Raw genomic sequence first — 13,159 nt, 5'->3', positions numbered from 1 at the left:
TCTCTGATGTTGATTGCCAAAAGCCCCGATATACATCGGGGCTTTTTCATGCAGGAGCCGCTTCAGCCCCGAATCTGTTGGGATCTGGTAAAAGAATTTCAGTCGATGGTCTGTGTAGGAGCGGCTTTAGGCGCAAATCTGTTGAGATCTGCTAATAGGGCTTCTGCCGATGTCCTGTTAGGAACGGCTTTAGCCGCGAAAGGTGTGGAGCTTTTGAGGCCCAAGGGTTTAATCCATAAAAAAACCAGCATAATAGCTGGTTTTTTATGAAAGCTGGTTAATCGCTTTACCACTTCTTCTTCGGCTGAAACAGGACATCGATATCCTCTTCGTCTTTCTCCTGTTTTACCACAGGAGATGCCTGTTTCTGGGCACCGGTGATCTCATCTAACATGGCTTTGGCCTCATCGACCTTACGGGCAATGAAGGGGTCGTTTGGCGTCTGAGCCTTAATGGCATGTAACGTAGAGAGCGCTTTAGTCACCATCTGTTTAGCGGAGCCATATTGCTTCATAAAGCAGGCTGCCCTGCCTCTGGATAGCATTGAATCGACATTAATTCGTAATTGAAGGCTATCGATTCGCCCCTCCTCTTCAGAAAAGACGGTCGGGTCAACTTTCCCTTTGTTGTGTTCGGCTCTCAGTATCGCTTTAAGCTTTTTCAGTACCTGCACCAGAGTAAGGATCTGCTTATCATCATCCGGCAGACGAAATCCTTCGATGGCCGGTGAGGTCTTGGGGGAAGATTGTAACGCTTCTATCTGGGCTCGGATATCGACGGCTCTGCGTTGATAATCGGCCGCCTGATTGGCGGCATTTTTGACGGCTAGACCTAATGCATCTTCGACACGTTTATATAACACCAGCACGATCTGAGAAGAGCAGGGGAACATGCCTGTGTGAGATAACACCTCTTCAGTTTCGTCGATTATTGCCCGTTGCCGTGCCAGCTCTGTCCTGCGCTCAGCTTCAGCGCGTTCTTTCTGCTGCTGTATGACATTAATTCCGATAACGAGTAATAATAGCGCACCGATAAGGATCAGAACCAAAGTAAATATCATAGGTCTACCGTTAATTATGCAATTCTGTTAATGCTACTATAAATCAACACACTAGCATAGTTATCTTAGTTCAGTAATTGACTAATGTCGTGTGTTTGAGTTTAACACTATGTTATATTCCAGATTGATTTAATTTTTACGTTGTACTATAACTAATTATTATACTTACTCTCCCATTTTAGACCCGAGAAAGTGTAGTAACTAAAGGTCGAACTCAAGGACAAAAGATGAAGCTGCAGCAACTCAGATATATTGCAGAGGTGGTTAATCATAACCTTAACGTGTCAGCAACCGCGGAAAACCTTTACACATCTCAACCCGGGATCAGTAAACAGGTACGAATGCTTGAAGACGAGTTGGGTATTCAAATCTTTGGCCGTAGTGGTAAACACTTAACTCATGTGACCCCTGCCGGCGAACAGGTAATAAGTATAGCAAATAATATCTTAGGCAAAGTTGAGAGCATCAAGAAAGTTGCTGAAGAGTACACTAAGCCCGATCAAGGCGAGCTCAATATTGCCACTACCGATACTCAGGCCAGATATGCCTTACCCAACATCATCCGTAGTTTCATCGAACGTTATCCCAAGGTAAACCTGCATATGCACCAGGGCACGCCCTCTCAAATTAGTGAGTTAGCGGCCAGAGGTGATGCCGACTTTGCGATAGCTACAGAGGGGATGCATCTCTATTCGGATCTGATCATGTTGCCCTGTTATCACTGGAACCGTTCCATCGTAGTGACAAGGGATCACCCCTTAGCGTCGCGCAGCAATATCAGTATCGAAGATCTGGGCCGTTTCCCCTTGGTGACCTATGTATTTGGTTTCGATCGAGAATCGGAAATTGAAAAGTCATTTAATCGTGCGGGACTTGAGCCGAGAGTGGTTTTCAGTGCCACCAGTGCCGATGTATTGAAGACATATGTGAGGCTTGGGCTCGGCGTCGGAGTGATAGCTTCTATGGCTATCGATCCAAATATGGACCGGGATCTGGTGGCAATCGATGCGAGTCACCTGTTTAGCCACAGTACGACTAAGATAGGCTTCAGGAAAGGCAACTTCTTAAGAACCTACATGTACGAATTTATCGAGCACTTCGCCCCTCACCTGACCAAAGAGGTGGTTGAGAAGGCTGTCGGCCTGAGGGATCCTCAACTGATAGAGAATATGTTTACCGATGTTGAGCTACCGGTAAAATGATATGAGTGTGACAAAAAAACTCGCCATATGGCGAGTTTTTACTTTCAACGTTGAGGCTCAACTCCTTAAAACTAGCACTCTACGATATTGACAGCCAGACCACCCTTAGCGGTTTCCTTGTATTTGCTTCTCATATCCTTTCCGGTATCCATCATGGTCTTGATCACTTTATCCAGTGATACCTTATGATTGCCATCGCCACGCAGTGCCATTCTTGACGCGTTGATGGCCTTTACGGCCCCCATGGCATTTCGTTCGATACAGGGCACCTGTACCAAGCCACCGACGGGATCACAGGTCAGGCCTAAGTTGTGCTCCATGCCGATCTCAGCTGCATTTTCAACGTGCTCTATGGTGCCTCCCATTATTTCGGTCAGCGCCGCAGCGGCCATAGAGCAGGCCACGCCGACTTCCCCCTGACACCCAACCTCTGCGCCGGATATTGAAGCATTTTTCTTGTAGAGGATGCCGATGGCGGCAGCCGTTAACAGGTAACGACAGCAAACTTCAATGTCAACCTCCTCTACGAAAGTATCGTAGTAACAGAGCACGGCGGGAATAATCCCAGCGGCTCCGTTCGTTGGCGCGGTCACGACTCTGTCACCAGCCGCATTTTGCTCATTTACCGACAGTGCAAACAGGTCGACCCAATCCAAGGCGGTTAAGGGGTCGATATTATTCTTACCTTCCGCTTTCAATCTGCGATACATGGCCGGAGCACGTCGTCTTAATTTTAATCCCCCCGGCAGAATTCCCTCTTTCTGGTAACCTCGTTCGACACAGTTTTTCATTGTCTGCCAGATGTGCCAAAGTTGCTCTTTCACCTGGCTCTCGGGAGCGACGCTCAGTTCATTGGCCATCATGAGTGAAGAGATGCTTAACCCATTTTCAATACACGCCGAAAGTAGTTCGCTGGCGCTGTTAAAGTCATAGGGGGCAGATTGAATCTGTGCTGCCGGAGATGCATCCTGTGCCTTGATTTCATCTTCATCTAAGATAAAGCCACCACCAACCGAGTAATATGTTCTCTCATAGATACACTCACCTTTCGAGTAGGCGTATAGTGTCATGGCGTTGGCATGTGCGGGTAAGCTTTTGCGCCTATGGTAGACCACACCCGACTCGCGACTGAAGATGACTCTGGTACCATTGGCCATCTGCAACTGTTGAGTATCGCTGACCTCTTTGAGGACACTATCTATGATATCGGTGTCGACGGTATCCGGGGCTTCGCCCATGAGTCCAAGGATCACCGCTTTGCCTGTGCCGTGGCCCTTACCTGTTTGGCCTAAAGAGCCAAACAGCTCAGATCTTAACTCATCGGTAGACTCAAGAAGTCCTTTTTTATCAAGATCATTAATAAAGATATTGCCGGCCTTCATCGGGCCCACGGTATGTGAGCTGGAAGGTCCTATGCCAATCTTGAACATGTCGAAAACGCTTATCATGATGAAACCTTGTTTGTTATTGTTCTGCTAACACTATTCATATTAGATTAAATTTCCCTACAGTATTAAAATTAAGGGGAAAATTGCCATGGTGTGTTAATCTAATCAGCTTGCATGGCCCTTGAATCTGAAAGTATCCCATACTTTTCCTCATGCTTTATCATGAGATTTTTTAATTAACGCTTTCAGATTAGTTAAGCTAGGGCTAGTCGCAGGGTTAACCGGAGTTGATTTAACCCCCTCTGTTTTTCTTATGCCGGCCATAGATTGGCCGTTTCTGTTTCCGTAATTTTAGGGAGTTTTAGTGAGTTATTTAATGCTTGATCTGTTATCGACACAAGCGACACCGGCGGAGTTGTCACAACTGCAACACCCTATGGTCGGTGGCGTGATCTTATTTAGTCGTAACTATCGTGATCGTACTCAGCTAACGGCCTTGATAAAACAGATCCGTGGTGTCAGGCCCGAGATACTTATTGCTGTCGATCATGAAGGTGGCAGAGTTCAGAGGTTTAGAGAGGGCTTTACTCATATCCCGGCCATGGGCGATATTTTGCCCCGGGCAAAAGGAGATATGGCATTGGCCAGGCGCTGGGCCGTCGAGTTGGGCTACCTGATGGCTATCGAACTCCTTGCCTGTGATATCGATTTAAGTTTTGCTCCGGTTCTGGATCTAAACGGGATTAGCCGGGTGATCGGTAAGAGGGCTTTCAGTAGTGAGCCCGAGGCAGTGATTGAACTGGCAGGTAGTTTCATCGACGGAATGCATCAGGCTGGCATGGCTGCCGTGGGGAAGCACTTTCCGGGGCACGGCAGTGTCGAGGCAGATTCACATGTGGCTGAGCCGGTGGACAATCGAACCTGGCAACAGATAGCCGAGTTCGATATGCTTCCATTTAAAGCACTTATCGAGCAAAAAAAGCTGCATGGAGTGATGCCCGCTCATGTTATTTATCCTAGTATTGATCCTAACCCCGCAGGCTTTTCTAAGCACTGGTTGAAGAAGGTGCTGAGAACTGAGCTTGCATTTGATGGGGTTATCTTTTCTGACGACCTGGGAATGAAAGGTGCGGGCGTGGTTGGAGGCTATAAGGCGCGGGCCCAAGCGGCACTTGAGGCTGGTTGTAACATGATTTTAGTCTGTAATGATGCAGCTGGTGCGACAGAGGTGCTCAACGAGTTAACTTGGCCCTCTACGCTACCCTCCAGGCCGGCAAACCTATTAAAACCGGATGTCAGCCGGGTCTGTCGGGCATTGGAAGATAACAGCCGATGGGAAAAAGCGAAAGAGATTGCCGCAAAATTTTCAAATAATTAATTTTTAAGGTTATTAATTATTGATGCAGCTCAATATTCAACTTCAGTAAATTAGATAATTTAATCTTCTAGTTTGATTTATAGGTGGCCAGATGATCCTCTATCTACATGGTTTTGATGCGACAAGTCCAGGTAACCACGAAAAAATGCGTCAATTGCAGTTCATTGACAAAGATGTACGCTTAGTCAGTTATAGTACATTACATCCAAAGCATGATATGCAGCATCTGCTCAATGAAGTCAGCAGACAGTTACAGCAGTCCGATGACTCCGAGCCCATCATCTTAGGTGTAGGCTTAGGGGCATATTGGGCCGAACGTATCGGTTTTTTAAATGGCTTACGTTCGGTACTCATTAACCCTAATTTGAACCCGCAAGATAACATGGCCGGCAAGATAGACAGGCCAGAGGAGTACGCTGATATTGCCGGTAAATGTGTGTCTCAGTTCAGAGTGAAAAACCGGGGAAGGGCACTGGTGATTCTATCTCGAAAGGATCAGGTCAATGACAATCAAGCCGTGAGTGAGCAACTCGGTGAGTATTACAAAATCTGCTGGGATGAGGAGCAACCTCATAAATTCCCTGTTTTGGCGAGCCATCTTCCTCAGATCCAACAATTTAAACAAGCCTGAACTGCAACTGCCACTACGCCGTGAAAGGTACGGCGTAGTGTTGCAAATCTTAGGTTCATACCGGGTTATGCCCAGTCAAGGATCCGGGACATGGTCGGCTTCCCTTTCTCCGCTTCCTCTCAACTTTCCTCCGCTTTAGCTTAATTTTCCTAAATGACCCGGATTAGCCCGGAACATTAGGCTTCCGACTTCAGATGTAACTGGTACATCAGTATAAGATACTATTTCTTGGGGTGTAATATATGGTTAAAATCTGAAAAAGAGACTTTTTTAGCGTAAAAAACTGATTGTTACTTGCATCTTGATATTGGCAGTGTAAAGTGACTTTCAAAGTTCTGGAGTGATACAAGATGATACATAATCGTTATGTTCTCTCTCAGACCTAACCAGTTTGCGTATGTCGCCCGATGCAGCTAACAAACTCTTAGTTAGCTGTTTTTTTTGCCTATTTTTCGCCTATTTTTTGCCCATTTCTCAGCTTTGCGTTATCTTCAAAAGAGGTGATATGAGGAGCTCAAGATGAAAAGAGTACTGATCAATGTAAATGGCAAGGTACAAGGTGTGTGCTTCAGACGGTTTGCCTTATCTAAAGCTCAGGAGCTGGGCTTGACCGGTTATGTATCTAATATCGAGGATGGATCGGTGACCATTCTGGCTCAGGGGGCGTTTCCGGCGGTAGATACCCTTATCGATTGGTGCCACACAGGCTCGCCTCAGGCCGAGGTGACCAGAGTCCTTGTCGAAGAGGATGAGGCAGATGAGATCTACCTCGACTTCTCTATTGTACAGTCTTGATCAGTTCCCTGGTTTCGCTAACTGATTTTCTTAACTTACTTTTACTCATTTGCGTTCACTGAGTATTCTGTTCACGTATCGGCTCAGCTAATTAACTTCAACCACAGCAGGCTGTTCGACTCTGTCTATGGGTTGCTCCATCTTGCGGATCTGCAGAATCATCCCCATATTGGGGTGATCGAAGTAGTGTATTTCATCACTTCTCACCCTTCGGTTTTGGGTGAGCGGGATAGCGAAGAGAAATGGGCTGGTAACCGATTCGAGCGTTTCATTCAGGTGAGTGTTATCTTGCATTATCCCCAAGGTCTTAACCCCTTCCTCCCGGAGGTTTAATGCCGTCTCTACGTACAGGTAATGGTTCAGATAGATGTTCAGTGTGCCATCGAGTTTCCATACCGGCTTGTGGGAATCACTGTCGAGAGTGTCACCGAAAAAATCGAATTGAGGAATAACAGACTCAACTTGATGAGACTGGATAGCCTGGCCATTTGCTTCAAAGCGTGATGCATAATCCTGACCTGAAAAAAGTCGCACAGGCTTAGCCTTATGCCTGGGCTGCATAGATTGCTGCCATGTCATATGAAGCAGACTCCTGTTACCCGGCTCTCTGGCTAACTTATCGATAATCTCCTGAAACTGGCTCTGGCTGCTCGAGAGCAATACCGCGGGGCCTCCAGGAACACCATATTGAGGCTCGGCGGCATAGATACTGCTCGGAATTTGTGACAAGTGGTTGACCTGGCTCGACTTAAGCTGTTGATTACATTCATCAGAGTTGGTGGCCCAATCGTGTGACGAGCATCCATCAAGACCAATGCTTGCCCCTGTTATATTGGTGCTGAACAGTGGTGAAATCAGATCGACGGCCTTATTGGTCTTGGGGAGATTGACCTGCTGGGGAGCCTGCTCCTGTGAAGTTACATTTTCCCGTTCAAACAGATAAACCTCTACCTCAAACCAGCGTTCATCTTGGGCATAGGCGAGCTCGGTAATAGAAATAAAGCCGAGCAGCATTAAAAGAGTTTGTCTTAACACATTATTCTCCAAGACGATGTTGTGATAGTTGCCCCAGTAATAACTTAACCAGAGCCAGCCTGTCAGAGTGGGACTCAGCAGGAATGAGGAATTTTAACTTACTAGGACCATCCATTCGATAGTTTTGTGGCTGGCTTTGGAGTAATCCGATGATAAAGCCGGGATCTACCTTATGATCATCATTAAATTCAAGGCTTCCTCCCTTTGCGTGCATCTCGAGTTTTTTTATGCCTAGCGCCGTAGCTTGATGTTTATATAGGGTTAACTCCATCAAGTTCTTAGTGGCATCGGGGAGTAAACCGAAACGGTCGATCAGTTCGACTCTCAGCTCGTCCAGCGACTGTTCGGTTTCACAGTTGGCAATCCGCTTGTAGAGTGACAGCCTGATGTTGACATCGTGAACAAAATCATCCGGCAGCAGGGCGGGAATACGAAGGTCTATTTCACATTGATGCCTCAGCATCTGATCCAGTGAGGGTTCTCTTCCCTCCTTGAGCGACTTAACCGCATCTTCCAACATCTCCATATAGAGAGTGAAGCCGATTTTTGAAATATGGCCGCTCTGTTCATCTCCCAACAGCTCCCCGGCACCACGGATCTCCAGATCTTGGGTTGCCAACAAAAAACCGGCTCCCAGATCTTCCAGGGCACCAATCGCCTCAAGCCTCTTGACTGAGTCTTTTGTCATGCGCTTAGGGTGAGGGGTCATCAGGTAGGCATAGGCCTGGTGGTGTGAGCGTCCTACACGACCTCTGAGTTGATGTAGTTGTGCCAGACCGAATTTGTCGGCACGTTCTATGATAATGGTGTTAGCAGAGGGAACATCGATCCCTGTTTCGATAATGGTTGTGCAGACTAATACATTAAATTTTTGATGGTAAAAGTCGGACATCACCTTTTCGAGTTCACGTTCGCGCATCTGGCCATGGGCCGTGACCACACGCGCCTCAGGCAATAGCTCACTGATCTCATGGGCTCGCTTCTCGATTGATTCGACATTGTTATGCAAGAAATAAACTTGTCCGCCACGTAAGATCTCGCGCTGTAACGCTTCTCGCACGGCCGTATCGTCGTACTCCCTGACGAACGTTTTAACCGACAGTCGTTTCGCCGGAGGAGTTGCGATAATGGAGAGATCCCGCATTCCGGACATCGCCATATTGAGCGTTCTGGGAATTGGAGTCGCAGTCAGGGTTAAGATGTCGACATTGGCCCTCAAGGCCTTAATTTTCTCCTTCTGCCTTACGCCGAATCTGTGCTCCTCATCGATCACTAATAACCCCAGGTTTTCGAACTTAGCATCGGATTGAAGCAGCTTATGGGTGCCGACAACGATATCGATCTTGCCCCCGGCCAGCTCATCCATGACATGTTTCTGCTCTTTGGCTGTCTTGAATCGTGACATCACCTCTATCTTCACCGGCCAGTCAGCAAACCTGTCTTTGAAGTTTTCATAATGTTGTTGAGCCAGCAGCGTCGTCGGTACCAATATGGCAACCTGTTTACCGTCATTGACGGCGACAAAAGCGGCGCGCATCGCCACTTCGGTCTTGCCGAACCCCACATCACCGCATACCAGCCTGTCCATGGCTATCGGAGAGCACATATCGGTCATGACGGCATTGATAGAGGTCTCCTGATCGACGGTTTCTTCGAAGGGGAAGCTTTCAGCAAATTGTGCGTACTCCTCCTCGACAACCTTACATGCTTCGCCCGGTCTGGCCTGTCTTCTGGCATAGACATCGAGTAACTCAGCAGCAACGTCTCGGATCTTCTCTACCGCTTTGCGCTTCGCTTTCGCCCAGCTATCGTTACCTAGCTTATTGAGACTGGCTTCCTCGTCGGGTCCGACGCTATATCGACTGATAAGGTGAAGAGAGGAGACGGGAACATAGAGTTTGTCGCCACCGGAATATTCCAACATCAGATATTCGGCAACCAATCCCCCGGTATCTAAGGTTTCCAACCCCTGATACCTGGCGACACCATGATCGAGGTGAACTATGGGTTGACCCACTTTCAGCTCAGCCAGGTTCTTGACCAGAGCGTCGCTGCTGATCTGTCTTTGCTTATCACGCCGACGCTTCTGCGAAATTTTATGTCCGAAGAGCTCCGTTTCACAGACAATACTGAATGCCGCTCCACGCGGTTTTTCGACGATACACCCTTTAGATAACGGGGATACGATCAAACCGAGTTTGGCATTAGACTGTACAAACTCATCGAAATGGCCGAACAGTTTGGGCTTGATGTCGATCTTGCTCAGCAGCTCAAGCAAGGCCTCTCGTCTTCCCTCTGACTCGGCGCTGAAGAGGATCTTGCCGTCATGCTTGCTAAACTCCTGCAACAAGCTCAAAGGCTGTTTAAGCTTGTGATTAGCGGTCAGCTCCGGCAAAGCTTCGAGTTTTGCCGGGTGGCCTGACCCCTGAGCCTCGCCTATCTTTAACAAGGTTCTGGGGCGCTGCTTAAACTCGGCAAAAATTTGCTCTGTTAGCAGATAGAGCTCTTTGGGAGCCAGTAGTGGGCGCAGGGGGTCGACACGTCTGTCTTCGTAGCGAAGTTCAATCTCCGCCAGGTGTGACTTCGCAGCCTGCTCCAGATCCCCAACGTTGACCAGTTGAGCATTATCGGGAAGATAATCGAACAGGCTGGCCGTGTCATCGAAGAAGAGGGGAAGGTAGTTTTCTATTCCAGCAGGAAGCAATTTCCTGCTGACCATTTGATAGACTGACTCAGGTTCCTTTACCAGAACGTCGAATCGGCGGCGGTATCTTTGCCTGAATCCCTCTATTGCCGCATCGTTGGTCGGGAATTCCTTTGCAGGTAGTAATCGTATCGAATCTATGGTGCCACTGGAGCGCTGAGTCTCAGGGTCAAAGAAGCGAATAGACTCCACTTCGTCGTCAAACAGCTCTATGCGGTAGGGTTGCGTTGAACCCATAGGGAACAGATCGATAATCGAGCCCCTAACGGCAAACTCACCGTGCTCATATACCTGCTCCACCAGATGATAACCTGTATCGACCAGCTGCTGTTTAACGTCCTGCAGGCAGTAGTTATCGCCTTTAGTTAACAGCAGTACGTTACCCGCCAAAAATGATTTTGGCGGCAGTCGTACCATCAGAGTATTTATCGGTACGATCACCAGAGCCTGTTTTGCATTCGGGATCCGGGAGAGAGTCTCGAGTCTCTGGGAGACCAGGTCCTGATGTGGTGAGAAGTTATCATAGGGTAAGGTCTCCCGGTCCGGAAAGATCCATACCGGGATACCTTTATCCTTTAACAGATAGCTCAGTTCCGTTTCTAACAGCAACGCCGTGGGGGTGTCGTTGGTAACCGCTAAGGTTAAACCCTCATGTTTCTGGACCAGATTCGATAACGTGATGGCTTGTGAAGCGCCACCTAAAGTAAATAGTGTTTGTGCTCTGGTTGCGCTTTTTACTGCTGGTGGAGTCAATACTGAAAAAGGTTTCATTAAGAACAGGCAAAAATTAACGACAAAGATGCCTGTTATTGTAGTGGCTTACACTCGCCAGTGCTAGAGGCTGTTAACCTTTCAAGTGCGTTTTCCCCAACTATTGCGAAGGGGCTGGTATCCCGTAGTGCTTGTGCAGTGGCGAAAGGCACCAGGCTTTACTCTGGCGTAAGCATCTCTGGAGGCGCTGTTTGGGTATCTTATTTCAATACAGACCCGGGCCGAGCCTCATGGGGTCCTCTTAGCTAACTTTCGCTGTTTAAGGTGTTTCTGCTGAACGCTGAGGCTGGCCTTAACCAATTGCTCGACATCGGTATCGAGTATCTGAGTAAACTCTAAGTCGGCAATATATTGGGCCTTATCTCTGTTTTCATCGCCATCGGCGGGTTGACTGGCGCTGACTCGAACAAAACAAAGCAGTGCAATTAACTCCTCTTTGATATGTAGGGTTATCTTGTACTGGCTGCCGACCTCAAGCTGAGTATCTCCGATAATTCGAATACCACTGCCGCCGAAGGAAAGTCCACGATGTTTCTCTCCCTCGTGTTGCTCCTGCTCTATCACATGTTGCAAAACCAGGTCGATCTTTCTCGATTGAAGCTTCAGGTAATCGACAATGGATTTCGCTTCATCATCGAAGTGTCTGAGCTGCATTAAACAGTCGGCTTCGAGTGCTTTTACGTCACTAATCAGCAGCAGGCCGGTGGGCAACATAAACTTCAGTTCGCTCTCCGATGGCAGTGGGGTGTCTTTTGGCCACGGGGTCAGATAGACGGTAAAGTCATGCATCACACTAAAATAGGGCGTTGAATCGTTGAACAAGGGATTTCCTCTTGTTTTTTGATAGCTATTACCCCTATTATCGTGCGCATCTTAATGATTTAGCAAGGCTCTATAGTTAATGAGTCTTTGGGCAACTATGAATTTTGCGTTATCTGCACATATTGGCTTTCGTTATTGGCGAGCAAGAAAGTCCAATACCTTCGCCTCCTTCATCACCTTCTTTGCCGTTTCGGGTATCTTACTCGGCGTGGCAGCGCTCATTATCGTCAGCTCTGTTATGAATGGACTGGAAGGTCAATTAAAGCAGCGGATATTAGGTGCGGTTCCGCAATTAACTGTACATGCCAGCCAGCCTTTACTCGACTGGGAGAAGCGGGTCGAAGAATTAACTCGCCTACCCGGCGTATTGGGGGCGACGCCCAGTATCTCTACCCAGGCCATGGTTCAATCACAGAGTAATATCAGCGCCGTTCAGGTATATGGTATCTATCCGGCCTTCGAGCAGGAGTTGTTACGAACCATGAAACGAAGCTTCAACGGTAGTTTCGATAAGTTACAAGCCAGAAAATATCGGGTCATCCTGGGGGCTGAGTTAGCGAGACGACTAGATGTGGTTGCCGGTGATACCGTGAGGCTACTTAGCGGTGAGGGGGTGGTGTATTCACCGCTGGGGCCGGTGCCGAGTCAGAGAAAGTTTGTTGTAGGAGGCGTATTTGAGATGGGATCTCAGGTTGATGCCAATCTTGCCTACATTCACTATGAAGATGCGCAGCGTCTTATGCGGCAAACACCTAAAGAGGTTAAGCATCTCAGGCTCTATCTGACCGATCCCTTTAACGCCGCAAAATTGAACGCGAAAGTTGTGACTCAATTTGAAAGTGAAGGCATTCAGGTTACGACATCTGACTGGCGGGAGTCCTATGGTCACCTTTTCAGTGCCGTTAAGATGGAAAAGAATATGATGTCATTGATGTTGAGCCTCATTATCGCCGTTGCGGCTTTTAATATAGTATCAGCACTGGTGATGATGGTCGTAGATAAAACCACAGATGTGGCGGTGTTAAAGACACAGGGCCTCTCTACGTTGACCGTGATGGGAATATTTATGATTCAGGGCTCCTTGAATGCCATCCTGGGACTGATATCCGGTTTGGTTATCGGTATCGGCCTATCGCTGAATCTCAATAGCATTCTCAACACCCTTGGGATCTCGGTATTAGGGGCGGGACAGGCATTGCCGGTACAGATAGAGTGGATCCAGTTGGGATGGATTGTGGTCGGGACCTTGATTATCACCTTTATCGCCACGGTATATCCGGCACTGAGAGCCGCGGGAGTACAACCTGCCAGCGCATTAAGATACGAATAGGCAATATCAAAAGAGAACACTCCGTGCTGGCAATTGGCCATGT

At 47.9% G+C, this 13,159-nt stretch carries 10 protein-coding genes; 5 read left to right on the top strand and 5 right to left on the bottom strand.

Going from position 1 to position 13,159, the window contains the following annotated elements:
• Positions 1 to 286: 286 nt before the first annotated feature.
• Positions 287 to 1,060, bottom strand: a complete 774-nt coding sequence (locus Q1B47_RS05265; protein ID WP_299789685.1) for a hypothetical protein — start codon at positions 1,058 to 1,060, stop codon at positions 287 to 289.
• Positions 1,061 to 1,287: 227 nt separating this feature from the next.
• Here Q1B47_RS05265 and cysB point away from each other — a divergent pair, with 227 nt between their 5' ends.
• Entirely contained in the window at positions 1,288 to 2,262 is a 975-nt protein-coding gene (gene cysB, locus Q1B47_RS05260; protein WP_299789682.1) for an HTH-type transcriptional regulator CysB, read from the top strand.
• Between the two features lie 71 nt (positions 2,263 to 2,333).
• Here cysB and Q1B47_RS05255 read toward each other — a convergent pair whose 3' ends face one another.
• Positions 2,334 to 3,710 (bottom strand): L-serine ammonia-lyase, encoded by a 1,377-nt coding sequence (locus Q1B47_RS05255; RefSeq protein ID WP_299789679.1) that lies wholly within the window; start codon positions 3,708 to 3,710, stop codon positions 2,334 to 2,336.
• Between the two features lie 304 nt (positions 3,711 to 4,014).
• On the opposite strand from Q1B47_RS05255, the gene nagZ reads away from it, so the two are divergent.
• The 3 genes from nagZ to Q1B47_RS05240 all read left to right on the top strand — a co-directional run bounded on the left by nagZ (position 4,015) and on the right by Q1B47_RS05240 (position 6,454).
• Positions 4,015 to 5,028 (top strand): beta-N-acetylhexosaminidase, encoded by a 1,014-nt coding sequence (gene nagZ / locus Q1B47_RS05250; protein WP_299789676.1) that lies wholly within the window; start codon positions 4,015 to 4,017, stop codon positions 5,026 to 5,028.
• A gap of 91 nt (positions 5,029 to 5,119) precedes the next feature.
• Positions 5,120 to 5,659 carry an alpha/beta hydrolase YcfP gene (ycfP, locus tag Q1B47_RS05245; protein WP_299789673.1) on the top strand — a complete coding sequence of 180 codons (540 nt, stop codon included), beginning with the start codon at positions 5,120 to 5,122 and terminating at the stop codon, positions 5,657 to 5,659.
• Positions 5,660 to 6,178: 519 nt separating this feature from the next.
• Positions 6,179 to 6,454 (top strand): acylphosphatase, encoded by a 276-nt coding sequence (locus Q1B47_RS05240; protein WP_299789670.1) that lies wholly within the window; start codon positions 6,179 to 6,181, stop codon positions 6,452 to 6,454.
• A gap of 87 nt (positions 6,455 to 6,541) precedes the next feature.
• On the opposite strand, the gene Q1B47_RS05235 is transcribed toward Q1B47_RS05240, so the two are convergent.
• The 3 genes from Q1B47_RS05235 to Q1B47_RS05225 form a co-directional block, all read right to left on the bottom strand.
• The gene (locus Q1B47_RS05235) at positions 6,542 to 7,489 is read right to left on the bottom strand and encodes a peptidoglycan binding protein CsiV (RefSeq protein ID WP_299789667.1); all 948 of its coding nucleotides are present in this window, start codon (positions 7,487 to 7,489) and stop codon (positions 6,542 to 6,544) included.
• 1 nt (position 7,490) lies between these two features.
• Complete coding sequence (gene mfd / locus Q1B47_RS05230; protein ID WP_299789664.1) at positions 7,491 to 10,964, bottom strand: transcription-repair coupling factor; 3,474 nt, start codon at positions 10,962 to 10,964, stop codon at positions 7,491 to 7,493.
• Between the two features lie 228 nt (positions 10,965 to 11,192).
• Positions 11,193 to 11,786, bottom strand: a complete 594-nt coding sequence (locus Q1B47_RS05225) for a hypothetical protein (protein ID WP_299789660.1) — start codon at positions 11,784 to 11,786, stop codon at positions 11,193 to 11,195.
• A 97-nt stretch (positions 11,787 to 11,883) separates the two neighbouring features.
• Between Q1B47_RS05225 and Q1B47_RS05220 the strand changes: the two genes are divergently transcribed.
• The gene (locus Q1B47_RS05220; protein WP_299789899.1) at positions 11,884 to 13,116 is read left to right on the top strand and encodes a lipoprotein-releasing ABC transporter permease subunit; all 1,233 of its coding nucleotides are present in this window, start codon (positions 11,884 to 11,886) and stop codon (positions 13,114 to 13,116) included.
• Positions 13,117 to 13,159: the final 43 nt, after the last annotated feature.

Source organism: uncultured Shewanella sp., from assembly GCF_947501225.1.
Taxonomy (GTDB): Bacteria; Pseudomonadota; Gammaproteobacteria; order Enterobacterales; family Shewanellaceae; genus Shewanella.
Note: the sequence above shows the minus strand (reverse complement) of the source record. Positions and strands in the feature narration are given on the sequence as shown.